14 protein-coding genes are annotated in these 23,489 nt (G+C 58.5%); 6 read left to right on the top strand and 8 right to left on the bottom strand.

What is annotated here, in order from left to right; translation table 11 throughout:
• Positions 1–20: 20 nt before the first annotated feature.
• Together BUA94_RS14180 and BUA94_RS14175 are read right to left on the bottom strand one after the other, a co-directional pair.
• A complete protein-coding gene (locus BUA94_RS14180; RefSeq protein ID WP_073013991.1) occupies positions 21–1,049 on the bottom strand; it encodes an ABC transporter substrate-binding protein in 1,029 nt (342 codons plus the stop codon).
• 157 nt (positions 1,050–1,206) lie between these two features.
• Positions 1,207–2,229, bottom strand: a complete 1,023-nt coding sequence (locus BUA94_RS14175; protein ID WP_073013990.1) for an ABC transporter substrate-binding protein — start codon at positions 2,227–2,229, stop codon at positions 1,207–1,209.
• Positions 2,230–2,444: 215 nt separating this feature from the next.
• On the opposite strand from BUA94_RS14175, the gene BUA94_RS14170 reads away from it, so the two are divergent.
• The gene (locus tag BUA94_RS14170) at positions 2,445–3,197 is read left to right on the top strand and encodes a response regulator transcription factor (protein WP_073013989.1); all 753 of its coding nucleotides are present in this window, start codon (positions 2,445–2,447) and stop codon (positions 3,195–3,197) included.
• Positions 3,194–5,341 carry a sensor histidine kinase gene (locus tag BUA94_RS14165; protein ID WP_073013988.1) on the top strand — a complete coding sequence of 716 codons (2,148 nt, stop codon included), beginning with the start codon at positions 3,194–3,196 and terminating at the stop codon, positions 5,339–5,341. The genes BUA94_RS14170 and BUA94_RS14165 overlap by 4 nt, the downstream gene beginning before the upstream one ends.
• On the opposite strand, the gene BUA94_RS14160 is transcribed toward BUA94_RS14165, so the two are convergent.
• Entirely contained in the window at positions 5,307–7,535 is a 2,229-nt protein-coding gene (locus BUA94_RS14160) for a heavy metal translocating P-type ATPase (RefSeq protein WP_073013987.1), read from the bottom strand. The genes BUA94_RS14165 and BUA94_RS14160 overlap by 35 nt on opposite strands.
• Before the next feature lie 275 nt (positions 7,536–7,810).
• Between BUA94_RS14160 and BUA94_RS14155 the strand changes: the two genes are divergently transcribed.
• Positions 7,811–8,104, top strand: a complete 294-nt coding sequence (locus BUA94_RS14155) for a DUF6916 family protein (RefSeq protein WP_073013986.1) — start codon at positions 7,811–7,813, stop codon at positions 8,102–8,104.
• Between the two features lie 21 nt (positions 8,105–8,125).
• Here the strand turns inward: BUA94_RS14155 and BUA94_RS14150 are convergent, their stop codons facing one another.
• The 5 genes from BUA94_RS14150 to BUA94_RS14130 all read right to left on the bottom strand — a co-directional run bounded on the left by BUA94_RS14150 (position 8,126) and on the right by BUA94_RS14130 (position 11,548).
• On the bottom strand, positions 8,126–8,635 hold the full coding sequence (locus tag BUA94_RS14150) for a GNAT family N-acetyltransferase (protein ID WP_073013985.1): 510 nt from the start codon (positions 8,633–8,635) through the stop codon (positions 8,126–8,128).
• A gap of 45 nt (positions 8,636–8,680) precedes the next feature.
• On the bottom strand, positions 8,681–9,874 hold the full coding sequence (locus tag BUA94_RS14145) for a DUF8189 domain-containing protein (protein WP_073013984.1): 1,194 nt from the start codon (positions 9,872–9,874) through the stop codon (positions 8,681–8,683).
• A 94-nt stretch (positions 9,875–9,968) separates the two neighbouring features.
• Positions 9,969–10,493, bottom strand: a complete 525-nt coding sequence (locus tag BUA94_RS14140) for a phage tail protein (protein WP_073013983.1) — start codon at positions 10,491–10,493, stop codon at positions 9,969–9,971.
• Positions 10,494–10,502: 9 nt separating this feature from the next.
• Complete coding sequence (locus BUA94_RS14135; protein WP_073013982.1) at positions 10,503–11,021, bottom strand: phage tail protein; 519 nt, start codon at positions 11,019–11,021, stop codon at positions 10,503–10,505.
• An 11-nt stretch (positions 11,022–11,032) separates the two neighbouring features.
• Positions 11,033–11,548: a phage tail protein gene (locus BUA94_RS14130; protein ID WP_073013981.1), complete on the bottom strand. Its 516-nt coding sequence runs from the start codon at positions 11,546–11,548 to the stop codon at positions 11,033–11,035.
• A 1,214-nt stretch (positions 11,549–12,762) separates the two neighbouring features.
• Here BUA94_RS14130 and BUA94_RS14125 point away from each other — a divergent pair.
• The 3 genes from BUA94_RS14125 (at position 12,763) to BUA94_RS14115 (ending at position 23,407) form a co-directional block, all read left to right on the top strand.
• A complete protein-coding gene (locus BUA94_RS14125) occupies positions 12,763–20,061 on the top strand; it encodes a choice-of-anchor D domain-containing protein (protein WP_073013980.1) in 7,299 nt (2,432 codons plus the stop codon).
• A gap of 159 nt (positions 20,062–20,220) precedes the next feature.
• Positions 20,221–21,072, top strand: a complete 852-nt coding sequence (locus BUA94_RS14120) for a 3-oxoadipate:acetyl-CoA acetyltransferase (RefSeq protein ID WP_073013979.1) — start codon at positions 20,221–20,223, stop codon at positions 21,070–21,072.
• Between the two features lie 484 nt (positions 21,073–21,556).
• A complete protein-coding gene (locus tag BUA94_RS14115; RefSeq protein ID WP_175558044.1) occupies positions 21,557–23,407 on the top strand; it encodes a putative bifunctional diguanylate cyclase/phosphodiesterase in 1,851 nt (616 codons plus the stop codon).
• The last annotated feature ends 82 nt before the right edge of the window (positions 23,408–23,489 follow it).

Here is a 23,489-nt window from a genome sequence, read left to right as displayed (position 1 = left end):
ACGAGGTGGATAGTCATGCCTCAGTTGGCGATGGAACCGATTTCACGGTCCCAGCGCTCAAGCAGAGCCTTGCGCTTGTCCGGGTTGCCATAGGTGGTGAAATCGTAGTCGATCAGCTTGATGTTCTCGAAACGCGGAGCTTCTTTCGGGATCTCTGCGCTCTTGTTGGACGGCAGCTGGAAGGATTTGGCATCCTTCATGCGGGACTGGACGTCCGGCTGCAGGGCCCAGTCGTACCAGATCTTGGCGTTGTCCATGTTGCGGGCGCCCTTGATGATCGACATGGAGCCGATTTCATAGCCGGTGCCTTCGCACGGAGCTTCAACCTTCACCGGGAATCCTTCGGCAACCTGAGACACTGCATCATGCATGAAGACGATGCCGAGACCGGTTTCACCGCGGGCAGCGGCCTTGACCGGAGCAGAGCCAGACTTGGTGTACTGCGAGACGTTGTCGTTCAGTTTCTTCAGATAGTCGAAGGCCTCGTCTTCACCCATGATCTGCACCAGGGTTGCCAGAGCGGTGTAGGCGGTACCCGAAGAGTTCGGGTTGGCAATCTGGATTTCACCCTTGAGCTCGGGCTTCAGGAGATCCGCCCAGCACTTCGGCTCGGACAGGTTCTTCTTTGCAGCGATGTCAGTGTTGTAGCCCCAGCCCAGTGCACCGGCGTAAACGCCGACAGTGCGGTAGCCGGAGCTTTCTGCCTGGCTTTTTGCCCAGTCATGCAACTCGTCCAGCTTTGCAGACTTGTATTCCTCGGTCAGGCCTTCGGAGGCTGCCTGAAGATGCGGGTCACCGGTGCCTGCCCACCAGATGTCGGTCTTCGGGTTGCGGGATTCGGCGCGCACCTTTGCGTAGGTTTCGCCGGAAGACAGGCGCACCATGTTGACCTGGATGTCATGGGACTTCTCGAAGTCACCCTTCATCTGTTCGCAGATCACCACGTCCGCGGAACAGATCAGGTTCAGTTCACCAGCGGCAAGAGCCGCATTGGTGCCAAGGGCGGTTCCGGCCGCCAGGGTCAGCATGGCAAGTGTCTTCTTCGACATGGTATTCCTCCTCTTGAAGGCCGCCGTCATCCGGTTCATCCGAATGCGGCGTGTCCTTGGTTGTTCAGCGGAACCGGAGGCAAATCTCCTCCGTCCGGCGCCGCGAAATGCAGCCCGTTGGGCATGTTCTGTGCTGTGAGCGGTAAGGCCCGGCCGGTCAGTTCGTGAGCGCAACCTCTCTTTCAAACCGGTCCAGTATCCTGCGCCTCTGGTCAGGTGACCCGAAGGTCGCGAAATCGTAATCCACCATCCGGATCAGAGAGATATCCGGTGCAGCTGCCGGCAAAAGCGCCTTTGCGTTCGACGGCACCTGGTTCTGTCCCGATGCCGCGCCCGTGGCCTGGCCCTCAGCGCTCAAGGTGAAATCCACGAATGTCTGCGCAAGCGTCACGAGCCGGGTGCCCCGGACAATGCTGACCGCTCCAATCTCGTAGCCGGTGCCTTCACAGGGAGCGACGATGGCAAGCGGAGCGCCCGCGCTCTTCTGGGTCACCGCGTCATGGATGAAGGAAATGCCGATCATGGTCTCGCCGCGGGCCGCAGCCTTCACGGGAGCGGAGCCAGTGGTGGTGAAACTTGAAACATTTGCGCTGAGTTCGCGGATGTAGGTGAAAGCCTCATCCTCACCGAACAACTGGATGAGTGTGGCAAGCGCCGTATAGGCGGTGCCGGAAGTTTCCGGATTGGCGATCTGCACGAGGCCGCGGTAGGCCGGGGAGGTCAGGTCGTTCCAGCATGTGGGAGCAGGCAGCTTCCTGGCTTCCAGCTCCGTTACATTATAGGCAAAGCCCAATGCTCCGGCGTAGATGCCGGATGCCTGACCCTGTGACATCTCGTGGAAATTCCGTGCCCAGGGCAGGAGATCTGCTTCTGCGGATGATGTGTAGGGTTCGAGGAGCCCTTCGGCCGCTGCCTGAAGATGGGTGTCGCCTGTTCCGCCCCACCAGACATCCACTGTGGGTGCATCGCGGCGGGCGCGGATTTCATCGAGAATCTCGCCTGTGCTCTTGCGGCTCATGAGGATGTCGAGGCCGGTACGGCTCTCAAAGGCAGCTTCCATAGCCGCGCACCAGTCCTCATCAACGCCGCACAGAACGGTCAACCGTTCTTCGGCATGTGATGGAACCGCGCTGCATGCCCAAAGGGCAAGCACTGCGCTGACCGCAAGCTTTGCTTTCACCTTGATCCTCCCGCCTTCGGGTCCTCTTCCCGAAGGTGCCCAAGCATGGGTTGGCGGCGGTCGAGGCGCAACAAGAGATTGGTTACTGTTGTTGCAGGTAGGGGTTAAAAGAGTTTCACGTCTTGCAATTGTTACAATTGTTACAAATCCAAGTAAAATCAGGACTTTGAACTTACCGGCCGCTGCTTCTATGATATCGGCGGGAGGATTGAAGTGTGCTGAGTCAAAAGGTTCGAATCCTGATCGTGGAAGACGATCCGGACATGTCGGAACTCATCTGCGATCTAATAGAGGCAGAAGGGTGGGAGCCGGTTTGTGCCGGGTCGGCGGAAGAGGCCGCCACCATCCTGTCGCAGCAGGATGTAAGTCTGGTTCTGGTCGATCACAACCTGCCGGGCACATCTGGACGCACCTTTGCCCAGAAGCTCCGCAGCGAGCGCGATGTGGGCATCGTCATGGTGACGGCCGCCGGAAGTGCAGCCGACCGGGTGCTAGGGCTTGAAACCGCTGCGGATGACTATGTGGTCAAGCCTTTCGAACCCATTGAACTGACCGCCCGCATCAAGGCCGTTCTGCGCAGGACCAACCCGGCCATCCGCTCCGATCAGATCTTGCCCGAGCCGCCGATTGTGCCGTCAAATGGTCATCTGATCCTGGGCGATTGGTCCGTGGATCTGTCCGGCCGGCGGGCGACCTGCAACAGTGACCCGAGCCGGACGCTGACTTCTGCCGAGTTTTCGCTTCTGGAGATCCTGGCGTCGACACCGGACAAGCCGGTTAGCAGGGCGCAGATCCTCGAACAGCTTGGCGCCGAAACAGACCGGCATGTGGACAGGAACGTGGATGTGCTGGTGTTGCGGCTGCGGCGCAAGATCGAACCCAACCCTGATCTGCCCCGACATATCCGCACCCGCCGCGGCAAAGGCTATATCCTGCACCTGGACGGGGGCGGGCCTCAGGTTCCGTGATCAGCCGTCCCTTCCTGTCCTCCATTGCCTTCCGGCTGCCCTTTGCCATCGGGCTCATCTGTGTCCTGGTGATTTGTCTTTCCGCGATTGCCATCTATGGCCTCGCCAAGGCGCGGGACGAGATGACGGCCTACAGGCTGGATGCCTATTCCAGCCTTGCCAAGGCATCGCTGGTATCCCGGCAAGTGTCCGATCTCGTTTCCAGCGCACCCTTCCTGATCAACGCCACGTCGCCTTACCGGGTCTCGGCAAAGAGCAGGACGCTGGTCGAACAGGCGGACACGCTTCTGGCTGCGGTTCAGCGCCAGCCCTCGGGCGGAGCCGTCTATGGTGAGGCGGAAGAGCGCATCATTTCCTTGCTGCAGGCGATCCGCGAACAGACGCTTCTGCTGGCGGCCAATGCAGAAGCCGCCCAGCAGCACAAGGCAAAGGCAGCAACTGCACTGGGGGAAATCGCCGTAAACAGCGACATTTCTAACAAGGACTTGAGACGACGCTTGAACTCCATCGTGCAGCTCGTCTCTACCGCGGACAGTTTGTTCCAGCTTGGCGAACTGCGCCGCAGATATGTTCAGGAAACCACGACCGTTGACCCGATCGCGGGACCGCCGCCACTGCCAGCAGATATCCTCGTTCCCTATGACCGGGTGTTCGATGCCCAGACCCAGTATCTCCTGGAAATGTATGCCATCCGGTCTTCCGTCGTCCGGTTGAACCAGGTGGCGCGGGACTTGTCGGAAGCAACAGAAACCCAATCCGAAATCGTCACCAGGACCCTCGATGCAAACATTCATTCCGCGTCCCAGAGCCTGACCCGTTTCCTCACGGTGACCGCGTTTGCAGCCCTGCTGGTGATGATTGCGGCCATTTTGTCCATCCGTACCGTGATGCGCGTTTCACGCGGCATCGTGGATCTGGCCAAGGGCATGAATGAGCTCGCAAAAGGCCGCAAGGACGTCGGACCGCCCGAGTATGAAGGCGATGAGAGCGAGCTGTTACAGCTGCGCGAAGCATTCCGCGCCTTCCGGGAAAGCGTCGAGCGCGTCACGCGCCTGCGGCGCACCGCCGAGGCTGCTGCCCGCACGATCCGTTCCACGTTCCGCAGCATGAATGAAGGCATCGCCCTGTTCGACCCGACGGGAAAACCGATCACCATGAACCGGCGCGTGATCCAGTTGATGGGTCGCAAGGGGTCTGCCCGCAAGCTGGCCCTGCACCGGTTCGTCGAGACCATTCCAGAGATTGACCCGGCGCTCCTGCCTGGGGAAGGCGCCCCCGGCGATCTGGAGGGGGCGATTTCGGTCCGCCACAGGGATGCCAGCGGCAAAGTGACGGAGATTTCACTCTCACGCCAACCCGATGGCGGCGTGATCCTGCTTGCCCGCGACATCACCCAGGCCGACCGGCAGGAAGCGGAAGCGGCCAAGTCTCAACGGCTGGATGGTTTCATGCGCATGACCCATCAGGTGAGCCATGAAGTGGGCAACATGATCGGCATCATAACCGGAAGCCTGGGTCTTCTGGAGCGGGATGACCGGTTTGATGACAAGCAGCGCCGGCACATTGCACGCATCCGCAAGGCCGCTGACCGGGGCAGGGCGCTGGCAAGCAGCATGCTCTCCGTTGGCAGTCAGCAGCCGATCAATCCAAGGCCGCTGGATGTGGCGGCCTTTCTGCGCGGCATGACCGATGTTCTGGAAATTGCTGTCGGACCAGACTGTTCGGTCCGGCTTCAGACCGATGCCAATCTTCCCGCAGCCCAGATCGACCCGGCCCTGTTCGAGCAATCGATCCTGAACCTTTGCCTCAATGCGTCCGCTGCCATGCCGGGTGGCGGTCCGATCACCCTCTCCAGCAACCTATCCGGCCGCTTTCTGGAGATCAGCGTGAAAGACAAGGGCGTCGGCATGTCGCCGGACGTCGCGGACAAGGCGTTTGAACCCTATTTCACCACCCGGTCCGAGACCGGCGGTGCCGGCCTGGGACTGGCCATGGTCTATGGGTTCATGCGGCAATCCGGCGGGGATGTCCGGATTGCCTCGGTGCAAGGGGAAGGAACGGTCGTAACTCTCAGCTTCCCGGTTGAGACTGACAGGCGTGAAGTCCTGATCAACGCACCGGACGCAGCAGCCGCAAGGCATTGAGCGTCACCAGAACCGTTGCTCCCGTATCAGCCAGAATGGCGGGCCAGAGCCCGGTGATGCCTGCGATCGTGGTCACCAGGAAGACGGCCTTCAGTCCCAGCGCGATGGTGATGTTCTGGAAAATGTTGCGCATGGTCCTTTGCGACAGGCGAATCATGGCGGCCACATCCGAGACCCGGCCGTGAAGCACGGCAGCATCCGCGGTTTCGAGCGCGACATCAGTTCCACCGCCCATGGCAATGCCGATATCAGCGGCAGCAAGGGCAGGGGCATCATTGATGCCGTCCCCCACCTTGCCCACCACGAAGCCTTGCCTTTTCAGCTCGGTCACAATGCGCTGCTTGTCTTCCGGCAGAAGATCCGCCTGCATTTCGATGCCGAGCTTTTCGCTGATTGCCTTGGCCGTACGCGCATTGTCTCCCGTCAGCATGATCGTGCGGATACCAGCAGACGAAAGCAATTCGAGACCCTGAACCGTGTCCTCCCGCGGCTCATCGCGCATGGCGATGGCTCCGGCGATCTTGCCATCGGCAATGAGAACGGAAACGGTCTGTCCCTGGTCATGAAGGCTTTCGATTTCCTGAAGCTGATCTGGTGTCAGCGTTGCCAGGTTTGCTGCTGCCTTGACGGAGCCGAGGAAGATCTCCTTGCCCTCAACGAGACCGAGCACGCCCTTGCCGCCAAGGGCTGCGTTGTTCTGGGCAGACGGCAGGGAAAGACCATCGGCCTTTGCTCTTGCCAGAATTGCCTCGGCCAGCGGATGATTGGACCCGGTCTCAAGGGCGGCCGCCAGCCTGAGAACCTCTGCCTCAGGAAGGTCAAACGCAAGAATGCCGGTTACCTGCGGCTTGCCTTCGGTAAGGGTCCCGGTCTTGTCAAAAGCAATGGCTGTGAGGCGGCCGAGCTGTTCCAGCACCGCGCCGCCCTTCATCAGAAGGCCACGCCTTGCGCCAGCGGACAGGGAGGCCGCAATTGCAGCCGGCGTCGAGATCACCAGAGCGCAAGGGCAGCCGATGAGCAGGATAGCGAGGCCCTTGTAGACCCACTCGTTCCAGCTCGCACCGGCCAGAAGCGGCGGCAGGACCGCCACCAGCGCGGCCACCACCACAACACCTGGGGTGTAGTAGCGGGCGAAGCGGTCGATGAACCGCTCGGTTGGCGCTTTTGTCTCTTGAGCTTCTTCAACCAGCTTCACGACACGGGCAATCGTGTTGTCCTGGGCCGCAGCCGTCACCTGGACCGTCAAGGCGCCATCGCCATTGATGGTGCCTGCCAGAACCGCATCGCCAGCCTGCTTGTGAACCGGCACGCTCTCGCCCGTCACCGGTGCTTCGTTCAGGGAGCTACTTCCCGACAGGATCGTGCCATCTGCCGGCACCCGGTCCCCCGGACGGACCAGAATGCTGGCGCCGACCGTCAGGCTGTCTGCAGGAACTTCCGAAATGCCGGTGTCTGTTTCCAGAAAGGCGGTTTTGGGCACCAGGGCACTGAGAGCGGTGATGCCGTCGCGGGCCTTTCTTGCGGCCACTCCTTCCAGCAACTCCCCGATCAGGAACAGGAACACGACCATCGCGGCCTCTTCCGTTGCCTGAAGAATGACAGCGCCGAGAGCCGCAACGGTCATGAGCATCTCGATGGAAAACGGTGTGCCTGCAAGGGCTGCCATGACCGCGCGCCTTGCGATCGGAACAAGGCCAAACAGCATGGCGAGCGTGAAGGCATAGGGTTCGAGGGATGGCATGGCCAAGGTTGCGCCATAGGCGATGAGAACAGCTCCCCCCGTCAGAAGGGTTTGCATTCCCTTCTTGCTCTTCCACCAGGGCCCGTCCAACGGTTCATGATGATGCCCGTGCCCGTCTTCTTCACCATGGTCATGATCTCCATGGTCATGGTGCTCATGGTCGTGGCCGCAGCCACAGGAATCATGGTCTCCCGGCTTCTCATCCTTGGTAGAAGCGGAAGGGCCGGAGCCAGAGGGAAGGGGTGTCAGTTCATAGCCAAGCCCCTTGATCTTCCGGCCAAGTCCCTGGAGATCGGTTTCGGTGGAATGGGTCACAGTCAGGGTAGCCGCAGAGACGGAGACGGCTGCATCTTCAACGCCGGCATGGCGGCGGACGGCCGTGTCGATCTTGGCGGCGCAACTGGCGCAATCCATTCCGGAAACACGGAAACGGCTCTGCAGGGAGCTGGTCATGGGTCAATCCTTTCCTGATCAACTCCTGTGTAGGACCTCTAGTCCCTATAGCTTCAAGACCTGTTCCGGTATTTTTGCGATGCCCCTGCCAAAAACTTCCTTTTGAGTGGCACGCTCACACATCCTGAAATTGCCGAAATGATCGATTGCACCAGTCAGAACGGTGCTCTACAAATTTTCGAGCTTGCGGGTCATCAGGAGGAAAACCCGGCTGCGTTTTGCGCTCGGCCTTAGTTCAATCCGCAAGATATTTGATGAATTTACAGGATGAATGGATGCGTATGCTTGAGAAATTGACCATCGAGGACTTCAAGCCGGTTGAAGGCGAAGTCTTTTCTGTCTCCGACGGACAGGACGCTGTTGAGTTGAAACTCGTAGAGGTCAAGTCCATGGGCTCCGGCATGCGGGAAGGCGGAGCCTTCTCCCTTCTTTGGCAAGGACCACAGGATCCGTTTCTGCCGCAACGGATCTACAGCTTTGCCCATGAGGGGCTCGGCCAGCATGACTTCTTCGTTGTTCCCGTCGCCGAGAAAACAACCGGATTTCAGTACGAAGTGATTTTCACCTGAGACCTTGCGGCCAGCCGGCCGCTAGGAGGCCGGCTGCCACTTCAGGAGATCGTAGACGCCCTTGTCCTCGACGGTTTCAAACCCGAGCCGTCGATAAAGCGACATGGCCGGGTTCATCTTTTCAACGTGAATGCCAACGGCTTTCCCGTTCTCCGCGGCTTCTTCGATCAGATCTTCGAGAACCGCCCGGCCAATGCCTGCACCGCGCATTTCGGGCATGAGCGCAATGTCGATGATCCGATGCTCTGAAGACCAGCGTTCAAGATAAAGTCTGCCGATGGCTTTGCCAGACTGTTCGATCACAAGCCAGACGGCATCGGGATAATGCTCCTGGTAATGCGCGTGTTGCGCATTGAATTGCATGTCGCTGAAGGACTGTTTTTCAGTCTCGCTCCAAGGCACGCGGGCAAGCTCAGCCTCCCGCGTGCTTCTGTAGAGACGCCGCAGGAACGGCATGTCCTCCGGCATGAGGGGCCTGTAGGACACCTCATGCCGGGCCGCCCGTTTCGACAGGGGCGAGTTGTTCTTCATGCGGCCGGACCTTTGTCTGTTCCCTGCGCCAGATCCTTCAAAAGATCAGGTATTCGGCGTTACGTCACTGGTCAGCGAAAAGCTGGTCAGCCCTGCTCCAACCGGCAACCACGTGGCCGACCAGCGGTCTGCAAAGAGCTGCGTCACGTAGGAGAGGGTGCTGCTTGCCGGGTTCAGCGCAAAGAGGCTGAGTTGCCTGTTTGCATTTGGCCAAAGTCCCAGCACGCTAGGACCGTCCACATGGGCGATGATTGCTGGCTGAGACCAGTTGCCGCTGCCGTCCATGATCTCATTGCTGCCATAGACCGCATTGCCAACCAGGGCAGCAAGGTAGAGGCCGGTGTTCATGGCTGGTCCAAGGGCCAGGGTGGACACCGTATCGGAGAAGGAGGCGAACAGAACCCAGCCAGTGAATTCCGATCCATCAACTTCGGTTTGAACACGCTGATAGACCTTCGACCCGATCCTCGCAAAGATGTGGACCAGTGCGTTGCCGGAGATCCCCGCCGTGATCTGCTCGAAGCCTGTCAGGCCGCCAGACAGGTCCTCCCATCCGGCCCAATGTTCCGGAAGTTGCGGGTGATCACTGGTCTGCATGTTGAGATACGGGACTTGATCTGCATTGAGACCAACCAGAAAGATCCGTCCGTCCGCATTGTGGATCGCTGAAATCGAGACAAGAGCTCCAGGCAGTTGCTGCCAGTCCGACCAGGCCTTCTCCGGCGGAACACGGACCGGAACTTTCACCTCGATCGGTGTGTCTGTTCCAGGGGGTGTGGTCGTGATCGTCTCTTCACGGATCGAATAGGTGTTCTGATACTTCCACCAGATCGTTTGATCGGCACAGACGGCGAAGACATTGATCATGCCGTCGAGACCGCGGATCATTGCGGTTGACTTGCATGGCCCGGCAGAGGGAAGGCCGAGATCAAGCGGCACCTCGAACCGGTCAGTACCTTCCGCTTCCTCCCGGATAAAGCTCAAATGGCCGGTCGCATTGTCCTCGGCCAGAAGAGCGACATAGCCATTCATCGTCGTGCCGGCCCGCAAGGTGGAAGGCACATAGGCATCGCCGGTCAATGGCGTGAAACTGTTCGAAAATGGTCCATTTTCAATGGTTTGATCAAAATAACCAAGAGTTCCAGAAGTGTTCGTCGCTGCGACAAAGATCCGGAAATAGGCCGTTTCGCTTGCGGCCTCCTGGGGGAGTTCACCAGACATCTCTACGTTGGACTGCATGCTCGTTGTCCTTGTGTGGGCTCATCAACGTGACCTGACAGACGCGGGAAAGTTTGCTGATCATGCGGATCGCAATCCCGCGCCCAGTGCCGGTTCAGGACCGGGAGGGATAGATCCCGACCAGAGAGATGATGAAGTTCAGCGCCAGAAACGGTTGCATGTTGCTATGCGCCTGAGTGCCCCCCGTGGCGTGAAGGCTCGTATAATCCATGGCAACCGTTCGCGAATCGTCGCTGGTGTAAAGGATTTCTGGAAACGATTGGGCCAGAGCGCGCTCACTTGACGGGGTGGCCGAACTGCCGCGGCCTGAAGAGGCCCGAAAAGCATGGGTGTGATGCGGAATCTGGGATTCCAATAGGGTCACGGAACTTGTGCCGACTGGTTCCCCTAGCCACCGATCCTGCAGCCCAGGGCCCCGTCCAGGGTGCATCGGGGCACGGCCCTTGAGATCGGGAAGGGCCATCGTAACTTGCCCGTCACCGCCATAAGTTATTCCAATCAAGGAAAAGAGGGCGGTATTATTTGCAATAGGCATCAATTGGCCGTCACAAAAGGCCCAGCCGCGCGGTGCGAAATCGCCGGCAAAAATGCGGATTTCCGCAAGAAAAGGATCAGACATTCCGGTCTCCTAATGGCGGCTGGGGTAGATACCGAAGAGTGCGATGATGAAATTCACGCAAAGGCTTGGCATCATGTTCGTGTGCCTCTGGCTTCCTCCGAAGCTGGTAATCGTGTTCGCATTGAGCTGCACGTCCAGGATGTCATCGCGGTAGAGGAAGTATCCCGTCACTTCGCCGAGCATCCGCTGTGTGGGAGCCGTTTGCATTGCTTGCGCGGAACTTACGTTCAATGTGTGGGTATGGCTCGGGAGCTGGTTCACCGTCAGGGTTACGTATTCAGATCCCGACTTGGAGCCAAGCCGCCGAGGAGAGAGCCCAGGTCCTGTTCCCTGATGAACGGGGATCCGCCCACGCATGTCGGGAAGGCCGAAGGTCGTCCTGCCATCTCCCCCATAGACCGTTCCAAGAAGCGAGAACAGGGCATCATTCTGGGAAACGGCTAGCAGCTGCCCATCGCAGAAAGCCCAAGAGCGCGGCGCAAAATTGCCGGCGAACATGCGGATTTCGCCCACAAAAGGTTCAGACATGAAAGTTCCCCTTAGTTGCGGGATGGGAAGAGGCCCTGAAGGGCAATGCAGAAACTCACAGCGAGGTAGGGCTGCATGTTGTCATGGGCCTGGCTGCCGCCGGTATTGGAAATCGTTCCGCTCAACAGCGTTGTTTCCAGCAGTTCGCTGCCATCGGAATAGGTTCCGTTGGACGCGGAGGCGGGCATACCGAGATAACGCCCCGCCGGACTGCGGTTGTTTCCAGGCTGGTCCTGAGCATAGATCTCGTGCCGGTGCTCGGGTATCTCGTCGATTGAAAGCGTGACGGTTTCCACGCCGGCCTTGTAACCGAGAGGTTCTGAAATCCCGCGGTGAATGGGGGTGCGCCCGCGAAGATCCGGCAGCGCAAAGGTTGTTCTGCCATCGCCTCCATAAATTGTGCCCAACAGGGAATAAAGCGACTGGTTCTGGGCTATGGGAAGGATTTGACCATCGGTGAAGCTCCAGCCGCGTGGCGCGAAGTCAAATCCGACCATTCTGATTTCTGCAAGAAAGGGCTCAGACATACTGTCTCCCAAATGTATAAAAAACACCCGCAAGCCCTGAAATCAAACAAAAGCTGGACAAGCCGGGCATGAAACCTGAAGGTTTAGAAAACATCCTCCCGCGAATTTGCCCTCCAGCAAATCCCCTCAAGGTGCAGCGACTTTATAGAGTCTAAAAAGTTTTTACAACCATAAGTGATTCTCACGGGAGGAGAAAAATCCTCCAGCCATTCGAACTTTTTTACGCCGGATGTGAAGACAGTCCTGAAAAAAAGAGCTTTTTGGCTCAAAACTTGCCTTCAAAGTGCGTGCTGCACGTCACCTATGGGACTTTGTGATTGAGCTTGAAAATCTAAATTTTTCTCGATGTAACAATAAATTACCCCTTAAGACGCACGCCAGATTACGCGTTCAGCTTAGAGTTGACGCCTGAAACAATTTCAGTTCATCGGATAGTTGCAGAAACCCCACACGAACTGCACTTATTAGGTGCTTATGAAGATTTTATCCTTTTCAGATTGCAATTTGTCTGTCTTGTGACAAAAGTTGGGCAGTTATCTGATGTGGTAGTCGCCATTGTTTTTCATCTTGTTTCTGGCGATTCAGTTTTTGGGTGCGGTGTCCGACTCTGCGTTATTCGGATGGATTAATTGCACCCTTTGCTTGCAAATATTCCCGATCGGACCGGAGGACTGCCGGGGTCTTGGATCTGGGGAACAGCCGTTGGGAGCGCTTCTAAGGTGCGGATTCTATCTTACATTTTCGCAGTCATTCTGTTTTGTTCCGCCGCATTGTTCGCAAATACAGGTTATGCGGCTCCGTTCGAATGTGAAGGGGGCTCCCTCCAACCTCCAGGAGGAAATGACACAATAACGGTCGATTTGGACACGCTAGAATGTTTCACTGTATTTAGCGGCGAGCATATTGAGCTCGTGAACAATGGTTCTGTTGCGGCGAACACTTATCAGATCTTGATTTCAGTTGACGTCGGATCGTCGGTGACAGTAACAGGTGGAGATAGCGACAACGGAACGGGAACGTTTATTGCTCCCCGTTGCAACATCAATACTGGCTGTACCATAAATGTAGTCGGCGCTTACAATTCTCAAAATTTCGGGTTCGACATCATATTTCCTGGTGGTGGCGTCACGACTGCCACTCTATCCAACACGTTTTACGGCGCATCAGACACAACACCGCCGTCCGGATATTCCGTTTCTCTCAATCAGGACCCGGTGAATTCATCGAACCAGTCTGCCGTTTCGTTTTCTTTTTCGGGGGCAGAAACCGGTACGACCTACAACTACACGATTTCATCTTCGGGTGGCGGCACCAATGTCACCGGCTCAGGAACCATCAGCTCGGCCAGTCAGACAATCTCCGGGATCAATGTCTCCGGATTGAACGATGGCACCCTCACTCTATCCGCGACCTTGACGGACGCAGCAAGCAACACTGGCACAGCTGCGACGGACACAGCGACCAAGGACACTGCGGCGCCATCCGGATATTCGGTTACCTTCGATCAGGATCCGGTCACCAGCGCCAATCAGACCGCGGTTTCCTTTACCTTTGCCGGAGCTGAACTCGCTGCAACCTACAACTACACCATTTCCTCTTCCGGCGGAGGCACGAACGTCACAGGCTCCGGCACGATCGCGCTTGCAAGTCAGACGGTTTCTTCATTGGATGTTTCGGGTCTTGGCGATGGTACACTGACCCTGTCAGTAACCTTGACTGACACCAACGGAAATACCGGATCTACGGCAACCGATACGGCGACCAAAAGCGCTCTCATTCCCGAAATTGCCGTCTCCGGTTCCATTGGCGGGGCTGTTGCGGATGGTGGCACAAGTGCCCAGGGCAGCCAGACTGCCGGCAGCCCGATTACGGTAACCTATACCGTCACCAATTCTGGAACTGGCAACCTGACGCTGGGAACGGCAACCGTCAGCGGAACTCCTTCGAACGTCACGGTCAACTCGATTAGCGCGCCCGTTTCCGGAACGGTTGCGCCGGGGGGAGGAACCACGACCTTCACGGTTCAATACACCCCGACGATCGCAGGAGCCTTTTCGTTCAACCTGACATTCGTGAACAATGACAGCGACGAAAACCCGTACAACTTCACGGTCTCAGGAACCGCAACGGGAACACCGGAAATCGCGGTAGTGGAAACGGGGCAGAGCCAAGGGGCTGTCGCAGATGGCGGTACGCTGGCGCAGGGAACCCAGACGGCCGGCACAGCCCTGACGTTGACCTTCACCGTTACCAACTCCGGCACCGATAATCTTACGCTCGCTACAGCAACGTCCGCTTCGCCACTCAACGTCACCGTGAATTCCATCGGTGCGCCAGGCTCAACAACGGTCGCGCCGAGCGGTGGCACGACAACCTTCACGGTTCAATATACCCCGACCGTCGCAGGAAATTTCTCGTTTGACCTGTCCTTCGTGAACAATGATTTGGATGAGAACCCCTATAATTTCACGATCAGCGGCACGGCGACAGGAACGCCGGAAATAGCGGTGGCCGAAACAGGGCAGAGCCAAGGGGCTGTCGCTGATGGCGGTACGCTGGCGCAAGGAACCCAGACGGCCGGCACCGCCCTGACGTTGACCTTTACCGTCACGAACTCCGGGACTGACGACCTCACGATTGCCACTGCGACTTCCAACACTTTGACCAACGTCACAGTCAATTCCATCGGCGCACCGGCGTCGACAACGGTCGCACCGAGCGGTGGAACGACAACCTTCACGGTTCAATATACCCCGACTGTCGCAGGCGCTTTCTCGTTTAACCTGTCCTTCGTCAACGACGATTCAAACGAAAATCCGTATAATTTCACGATCAGCGGAACTGCGACTGGAACACCGGAAATATCCGTTTCCGAGACTGGGCAGGGCCAAGGGGCTATTGCTGATGGCGGGACACTCGGGCAGGGAACCCAGACGGCCGGCAGTGCGGTAACGCTGACCTTCACCGTTACCAACTCCGGCACCGACAGTCTTACACTCGCCACAGCAACATCGGCTTCACCAAGCAATGTCACGGTCAATTCCATCAGTGCGCCCGGGTCAACGACGGTTGCAAACAGTGGTGGAACCACGACCTTTACAGTTCAATATACCCCGACCATCGCAGGAAACTTTTCTTTCGAACTGTCATTCGTGAACAATGACACGGACGAGAACCCCTATAATTTCACAATCAGCGGCACGGCGACAGGATCGCCGGAAATAGCAGTGGCCGAAACAGGGCAGGGCCAGGGGGGTGTCGCTGATGGCGGCACTCTCTCGCAGGGTTCCCAAGCGGCCGGCAGCGCCCTGACGCTGACCTTCACCCTCACAAACTCCGGAACAGACGACCTCACGATTGCCACTGCGACATCCAATAGTTTGACCAATGTTACGGTCAATTCCATCAGTGCACCGGCGTCGACGTCGCTCTCTCCGAGTGGCGGGACGACCACCTTCACGGTTCAATACACCCCGACTGTCGCAGGCGCCTTCTCGTTCAACCTGTCCTTCGTCAACGACGATGCAGACGAAAATCCGTACAACTTCACCATCAGCGGAACTGCAACCGGATCGCCGGAAATCGCGGTTTCCGGCTCCGTTGGCGGTGCGGTGACAGATGGCGGCACCAACGCACAGGGCTCGCAGGCCGCAGGCACGCCGGTTTCGGTCACCTATACGGTGACCAACTCGGGCACCGACACCCTGACGATCGCGACCGCAACGAGCTCTTCGCTCACAAATGTCACGGTCAATTCCATTGGAGCCCCGTCCTCAACCTCCATAGCTGCCGCAGGCGGTACGGCGACCTTCACCGTGCAATATACGCCGACGATAACAGGTGCCTTCTCCTTCGACCTGTCCTTCGTCAATGATGATGCAGACGAGAACCCCTTCAACTTCACGGTCTCCGGCACAGCCTCGGGCGCACCGGAAATTGACGTGTCTTCCTCGGATGGGGGAGCTGTCAGCGATGGTGGCACCAATGCCTTGTCCGGCACGAAGGTCGCCGGCACCGCAGCGTCGGTCACCTACACGATCACCAATTCCGGGACCGGCCCGCTGACGATCACCAGCCCGACAGTCGCCTCCAACATCAGCAGCCTCTCGAATGTGACTGTCGACAACCTCGTTCTCGGCTCGACCACCGTTGCTCCCGCAGGCGGAACGACGACCCTGGTCGTCACCTACACGCCGGAAATTGCAGGCGCCTTCTCCTTCGATCTGGCCCTGACCAACACCGATAGCGACGAAACCCCCTATGATATCACCGTCACAGGCACAGCGAGCGGCACCCCGGAAATTGCGGTTTCCGGCTCCGTTGGCGGCGCGGTGACAGATGGCGGCACCAACGCACAAGGCTCACAGGCCGCAGGCACGCCGGTTTCGGTCACCTATACGGTGACCAACTCGGGCACCGACACCCTGACGATCGCGACCGCAACGAGCTCTTCGCTCACAAATGTCACGGTCAATTCCATTGGAGCCCCGTCCTCAACCTCCATAGCTGCCGCAGGCGGTACGGCGACCTTCACCGTGCAATATACGCCGACGATAACAGGTGCCTTCTCCTTCGACCTGTCCTTCGTCAATGATGATGCAGACGAGAACCCCTTCAACTTCACGGTCTCCGGCACAGCCTCGGGCGCACCGGAAATTGACGTGTCTTCCTCGGATGGGGGAGCTGTCAGCGATGGTGGCACCAATGCCCTGTCCGGCACGAAGGTCGCCGGCACCGCAGCGTCGGTCACCTACACGATCACCAATTCCGGGACCGGCCCGCTGACGATCACCAGCCCGACAGTCGCCTCCAACATCAGTAGCCTCTCGAATGTGACTGTCGACAGCCTCGTTCTCGGCTCGACCACCGTTGCTCCCGCAGGCGGAACGACGACCCTGATCGTCACCTACACGCCGGAAAATGCAGGCGCCTTCTCCTTCAATCTGGCACTTGCCAACACGGATGGCGATGAAACCCCTTACGACATAACAGTTTCAGGCACGGCAAGCGGCACTCCGGAAATTGACATTTCGTCATCGGAGGGCGGGACGCTCACGAATGGTGGCACCAACACGCTTACGGCCACCAAATCCGCCGGGGCTGCGACAAGCCTGACCTATACGATCACAAACACCGGAACGGATGCCCTGTTGCTGTCGGCGCCGACAATCGCCGCAAATGTCAGCGCCCAGTCCAATGTCACGGTGAACAGCCTGACACTGACCTCCACCACTGTCGCGGCAGCAGGCGGCACCACAGACCTGACGATCAATTACACGCCGTCCGTGTCGGGGGCATTCTCCTTTGACTTGTCGCTGGCCAGCAATGATGCCGATGAGAACCCGTTTGACGTCACCATCTCAGGCACCGCAAGTGCCTTGCCGGAAATCGGGTTGTCTTCGAATGATGGCGGCACTGTGAGCAGTGGTGGAACAAACACGCTGGCCCAGGTCCGGACAGCAGGGGCGGCAACGACCGTTGTCTACACGATCAGCAACACCGGCCTTGCGCCTTTGTCTCTGACAACGCCCACGGTGGCGGGCAACGTCAGTGGCCTGTCGAATGTCGTCGTGAATGGTCTTTCTCTGGGCGCCACCAGCGTTGCGGCCTCCGGTTCTACCACCCTCACAGTCACTTTCACACCTCAGCTTGCCGGCGCCTTCGGGTTCAGCTTCTCGCTTGCCAATAGTGATAGTGATGAGAACCCCTATGCCGTCACCGTGAGCGGGACTGCCGGCGGTATTCCGGAGATTGCAATCAGCTCTTCAGAAGGCGGTGCCGTGGCCAGTGGCGGAACCGATACGGTCAGCTCGTCTCCCGTGGCCGCTTCCGCAGCTTCAATCGTCTACACGATCACGAACTCCGGCACGGAAGCCTTGACGCTGACCAGCCCGACGGTTGCGGGCAATGTCAGTTCCACGAGCAATGTCACGGTTGATAGCATGACTCTTGCCGCGACCAGTGTTCCGGCAAACGGCGGAACGACGACCCTGACCGTTGGCTACACGCCAACGGCGAGTGGAAACTTCGCCTTCTCGTTCACGCTCGCCAATAATGATCCGGACGAAAATCCATATTCGATCAATGTGTCTGGCCGGGCGGCGAGCCAGCCGACACCGGATCTGACGGTCTGGGCACCTGGGGGAGGCGAGGTCTCGAACGGCAGCCAGCAGACCGTGCCTACGCCGCCTTCTGCCGGTGCCGTGGCGACAATGACCTATACCATCACCAATCCGGGCGGGTCCCCATTGAGCATCACGCAGCCGACTGTTGGCAGCAGCATCAGTGGTCAGTTCAATGTGGATGTCCGCAGCATCAGCCTTTCCCTCTCCGTGATGCGGCGCGCCTCGCGCTACAGCATCATGACGGCCGGACTGTCCCGCCAGGCAGCAGGCATGGAGAAGGTTGCGCTGACCATGGCTGCTGCGGCTGCCGATACAGTGGTCATCCCTGCCGGAGGCACGGCAACGCTCGCCATCGATTATGTGCCGGTCAGTCTTGGTGATTACGGCTTCACCCTCAGCCTCACGTCGGATGATCCGACGACGCCTGTGTTCCGTGTGACAACGGCCGGCACAGCGGTGGGGAATGCCGAGATGGCCGTGTCCTCGTCCGAAGGGGGCGCGATCTCCAATGGCGGTCAGGACTCCATCAAGGGCAACCGGCCTCAGGATGTAAAGTCAACCGTAACCTACACCATCACCAACAGTGGCAATGCTGATCTGGTCCTGACACCGCCAAGCATCGCATCCAGTGTCAGCGCGCTGACCAATGTCACCGTCGACAGCCTCACTCTGTCCGCAGCGACACTGCCTGCCTCCGGTGGTTCCGCGACCCTTGCCGTTACCTATACGCCAAAGGGGCCAGGTTCTTTCGGCTTCACGCTCAGCCTTGCCAACAATGATCCGGATGACAATCCCTTCGTCATCAATGCGGCAGGCAACGCACTTGGCCTTGCCTCGGGCCTGATCGCGGTATCCGGGTCGGACCAGGAAGCCGTGATCAACCAGCGTTTCGGTTCGCCGCTTGTCGCCACCGTCGTGGATAGCAGCGGGCAGGGGATTCCGGACGTCAGCGTCACCTTCACGGCCCCTTCGACAGGTGCTTCCTTGACTTTTGAAAGCTCCGGCGGCCCTTCCGAGACCGTGACGACAAATGCGGCCGGCGTTGCAACCAGCTCCGCCATGACAGCGAATGAAACAGCTTCGACCTATCTCGGAGGACGGTCCTTTGCCGCCTATGACGTCATTGCAAGTTCGGCCGGTCTCAGCAGCGTTTCCTTCTCTCTCACCAATGGACGCGACTCCGCTGCCGACGTGAAAAAGACCCAGGACGTCATTGCAACATTTGTGACCCGGCGCGCAGACCGGATCGTCAATGCCCAGCCCGAGCTGGTCCGCCGGTTGATGGGTGGGCCTTTCGGGCAGCAAAGCGGCGTCAATGCGCTCAATTTCAATGCATCACCCGGCAGCTTCAACAGCAGCTTCCAGTTTTCCCTGCGCTCCTTCATGAACCGGATGCAGCAGCCTGCGGAAAGCCGGGCAAAGTTCGACAAGCCGGCCAATGACCGCTTTGCCGTCTTTGACACTTTCACCAAGAAGCAGGAAACCGGGGAGGAGAGTTCCAACCCACTTCTGACCAATGCCTATGCCCAATCCGCAGCCTCCGAGGCGCAGGAAGCAACTGAGGCTGCGCTTGCTGCCAACAATGCACCTGAAGACGGAGAGGGCGGAGAGCCTCAATCCGGCTTTGACCTCTGGCTGCAAGGATCCTTCAACAAGTCCTCAAGCGGCAGCAACAAGGGAACAAGCGGCATCTTCTTTGCCGGTGTCGACTATCGTTTTGCCGATAGCGCCTTGGTCGGGATCATGGGGCAGCTCGATATCACGGATGAAGAGAACCGGGCGGCAAACACTGCGGCTGATGGCACGGGCTGGATGGTCGGTCCCTATACGGTCATCCGGCTGCATCAGAACCTTTATTTCGATGCGCGGGCGACCTATGGCCAATCCTACAACAGGGTCAATGCGCTGGGGCTTTTCTACGATGACTTCACAACCAACCGCCTGCTTCTGCAAAGCGGTCTGACCGGTGATTTCCAGTTTGGCGACCTGGCCTTCAATCCCTTTGCAAAGGTGACCTACTATTGGGAAGAACAGGAAGGATACACAGATACGCTCGGCAACTGGATCCCCAGCCAGGACTTTGATCTCGGGCGGCTGGAGTTCGGGCCCCAGGTGACCTGGGACATCCCGACCGACGACGGGCTGCAGCTGGCGCTGATGTTCGGCTTCTCCGGGATCTATGACTTTGACCTGCTTCAGTCGGAGGCAGTCTCCGATCCGTCGCTGGAATCGGCCAACCAGCGGTTCCGCGCCAAGGCCAAGGGCGGTGTCGCCGTTGTCGTTCCCGGCCGGAATATCCAGGTCAAGGGGGAAGGCTACTACGACGGGATCGGCGCAAAGGACTTTGAAGCCTTTGGCGGAGCGCTGAGGTTGTCAGTGCCATTCTGAACCAGCCACAAATGAGAACAGGCCGCGGATTGATTTCGCGGCCTTTTCTTTTGAGCGCCTGGCATGACCCGGCACGCACAGCCGGTTCGCCCTTGACAGCTCCCGGAGCTCTTGCCTAGCTCTGAATGATCAGGAACGGAGCCAGGAGAAGGGACCACCATGCCGGAAACTGTTGCAGGCAAACCTTGCATTATCTGTGTTGCCATCACCGGCTCCCTGCCGACCAAGGCCAACAATCCGGCTGTGCCGATCACGGTAGAAGAACAGATTGAAAGCACGCAGGAGGCTTTCGAGGCTGGCGCCACCATCGTACATGCGCATGTGCGCAATGAGGATGAGACCCCGTCCAGTGATCCCGAGAAGTTCGCCCGGCTCCAGGAAGGGGTGAAAAAGCATTGCCCCGGAATGATCATCCAGTTCTCGACCGGTGGCCGCTCTGGGGCGGGTCAGGCCCGCGGTGGCATGCTGCCCCTGCGGCCGGACATGGCCTCGCTCTCCGTCGGCTCGAACAATTTTCCGACCCGCGTCTATGAGAACCCGCCGGATCTGGTCAACTGGCTGGCTTCGGAAATGCTGACTTATGACATCAAGCCTGAGATCGAAGCCTTTGATCTCAGCCATATTCATCAGGCAGCCTCCATGCAGAAGGACGGTCGTCTGAAGGCGCCCGCCTATGTTCAGTTCGTCATGGGCGTCAAGAATGCGATGCCGGCGGACCGGGACGTCTTCGACTACTATATCCGCACGATGGAGCGGCTTCTGCCGGAAAGCCAATGGTGCGCAGCTGGAATTGGGCGCGAGCAATGTGTGATCAATGAATGGGCGGTCAGTTCGGGCGGCCATGCGCGCACAGGCCTTGAAGACAATGTCCGGATCGACAAGGACACGCTTGCCCCTTCGAATGCAGCACTCGTCCGCCGGGTGGTGGGTCTCTGCGAGAAGTTCGAACGGCCCGTTGCCACAGTAGCCCAGGCGCGAAGCCTTCTCGGTCTACGCAAGGCGGATGCCTGACCCCTCAGCATGGTCACTTTTGACAATAAAGATGGGCTTTCCCTCAAGGATCGGCTCACCTTTTTCATGAAAGAGACCTCCGTAGCTGAGGTTCTATTGAAAAAGCTGCGTAGGGGTTCGGGATTTATTAGTTTTTCTCATCTAAATGAGATCATGTCTTTCCATGATCCAACAAGGGCGCCGGCTATTTCAGTGCGTCTATAGCAAGACATGAAGAATTGCCGTGAACTGGTTCAACAGCGCTCCCTCTGGCGGCCTTCAGCCCGTTGAAGACAACGGGAATTCAGTTCGACTCTCCTCACAAATGCAGTCTGTTTCCTCCCGGCAGGCAGAGGGGGTGGATGCCGAAAGTGCGGCGGCAGTCGAAGACGCATTGCTTGACTTTGCCTATGGGAACAATTTGACCAGCATGCTGGTCAATTTTGTCTGCGGCATAGTTGTACTGATTTCACTTTGGTTGATGGTCGATGATCCGGTTTTCTGCTTGGCATGGGCCGCAGGACTTCTGGCTGTTACGGCCTTCCGCGTTATCGTCCAGTTTCTACCAGCCCGGACACTTGACCAGTTCCAGGCACTGCCCCCCCTGACAAAACGCAGATGGCAGAAAATCACGGCCATTGGCCTTGGGTTCTCGGCCCTTTTGTGGATGATCATGACGTTCCGGGTGACGGGCTACGATACTCCAAGCCTTCAGTTCGCCAACGTCCTGATTGTCGCTTCGCTCGCTGCCGGGGCGACCGGCACAATGGCGCCGCAGTTGATCATCGGAAGATATTATCTCAGCGCTCTCCTTATTCAGGGAAGCGTGGCACTGCTCTTCCAGGGCGGGGCTATGATGATCACGGGCCTGCTCGGCTTTGTGTTCTGGGCAGCGATGCTTTTTGGTCATTATCGCAATCATCTCTTGCTGCGCAGTTCCATCAAGCTGAGCTTCGCCAACAGTCGTCTGGTCAAGGACGTCGAGGCAGAACGCCGGGCACTTGAACAGCTGAATGCAACGCTGGAAGACAGGGTGCGCAGGCGAACAGCCGAGCTAAAGACACGGGCCGAGCGCGATGCGTTGATCGGTCTTTATAATCGCACAGGCCTGCAGCAATGGGTCAGTGACCAGTCACTTGCACCCGGTTTTGTCTTCGCAGTCATTTTCATCGATCTCGACCGGTTCAAGGAAATCAACGCCGGCCTTGGGCATACGATTGGCGACGCCGTTTTGAGCGAGACCGCCAACCGGCTTTCAAAACTTCTTCCGGAAGGAGCCGTCCTTGCAAGATGGGGCGGCGATGAGTTTCTCGTTGCCTGTCCCGCTCACGGCGCCATGGCGCAACAGGCAGGCCTCATGCTGGCCAACCGCATGCGGGAGGCTGTGGAACTGCCAATCAAGGCATCCGGGCAAACACTGCATGTGAGCTTCAGCGCAGGTCTCTCGCTTTCCGCGCCCGAGAGCGAAGCCTTCGCATCGGCCATCCGCGCCTCCGATCTCGCCATGGGGCAGGCCAAACGCACGCTGCGCGGCACCACGCTCGTCTACTCGGAACATATGAAATGCGACCAGGAGCGGCGCTTGATGATCGGCCAGTTCCTGCGGCAGGCCGTCTCATCCAAGGAATTTTCTCTGTCCTTCCAGCCAATCGTCTCTTCTTCGCTTCAATCGATTGAAGCCCATGAGGTTTTGCTGCGCTGGAACAACCCCGTCCTGGGGTCCGTGTCGCCGGACGAGTTCATTCCAATCGCGGAAGAATCCGGGGAGATCGTCGCAATCGGCGCCTATGTTCTTGATGAGGCTCTCCATCAATATGCAGCCAGCGGCTCCGCCAGCCGGTCGGGCAAGCTGGCAATCAATCTGTCCCTGCTTCAGCTGGTGGCGCCAGGCCTTGTCGACCAGGTGCGCAACGCCCTGGCAAAGCATCGCATTTCTGCTCACCGTCTGGTTCTTGAAGTCACCGAATCCATCTTTGATGACCGCAACACAGCCTTGATCAACACGGTTCTGACTGAGCTGCACCGGGACGGCATCGAAATTCATCTCGATGACTTCGGCACCGGCTACTCGTCTTTGTCGCGCCTTCACGAAATGCCCATCACCGCCCTCAAGATCGACAAGTCTTTCGTGCAGAAGGGCGATGCCCAGGCAACCGCCATCATCGAAGGCAGTGTGCTTATTGCCCGCCAGTTCGGGATCCGGGTCATTGCGGAAGGCGTGGAAACGCTGGCCCAGGCGGAGGCACTGCAAGAGATCGGCGTAGATGCCCTGCAAGGCTATCTGTTCTCCCGCCCGGTCCCGCGCTTTCAGGAGGCTGTTACGGTCGCCCAGATTGAGCAGACCGCAACGGCTTGAAGGGTATACCAACCTCAAGAAATAGCGACCTATTTGATGGCCTCAGCCGGGTTCCCGGCTAGGCGCGGTGCGCCGCCCGATG

Origin of the sequence: Roseibium suaedae (assembly GCF_900142725.1) — a bacterium.
In the GTDB taxonomy this organism is placed as follows: Bacteria; Pseudomonadota; Alphaproteobacteria; order Rhizobiales; family Stappiaceae; genus Roseibium; species Roseibium suaedae.
The sequence above is the reverse complement of the archived record's forward strand: the minus strand, read 5'-3'. Positions and strand labels throughout refer to the sequence as shown.

Coding starts and splice junctions, on each gene's coding strand:
- BUA94_RS14180 (WP_073013991.1), bottom strand. CDS start 1,049: ATGTCGAAGAAGACACTTGCCATGCTGACCCTGGCGGCCGGAACCGCC.
- BUA94_RS14160 (WP_073013987.1), bottom strand. CDS start 7,535: ATGACCAGCTCCCTGCAGAGCCGTTTCCGTGTTTCCGGAATGGATTGC.
- BUA94_RS14155 (WP_073013986.1), top strand. CDS start 7,811: ATGCGTATGCTTGAGAAATTGACCATCGAGGACTTCAAGCCGGTTGAA.
- BUA94_RS14150 (WP_073013985.1), bottom strand. CDS start 8,635: ATGAAGAACAACTCGCCCCTGTCGAAACGGGCGGCCCGGCATGAGGTG.
- BUA94_RS14145 (WP_073013984.1), bottom strand. CDS start 9,874: ATGCAGTCCAACGTAGAGATGTCTGGTGAACTCCCCCAGGAGGCCGCA.
- BUA94_RS14140 (WP_073013983.1), bottom strand. CDS start 10,493: ATGTCTGATCCTTTTCTTGCGGAAATCCGCATTTTTGCCGGCGATTTC.
- BUA94_RS14135 (WP_073013982.1), bottom strand. CDS start 11,021: ATGTCTGAACCTTTTGTGGGCGAAATCCGCATGTTCGCCGGCAATTTT.
- BUA94_RS14130 (WP_073013981.1), bottom strand. CDS start 11,548: ATGTCTGAGCCCTTTCTTGCAGAAATCAGAATGGTCGGATTTGACTTC.
- BUA94_RS14120 (WP_073013979.1), top strand. CDS start 20,221: ATGCCGGAAACTGTTGCAGGCAAACCTTGCATTATCTGTGTTGCCATC.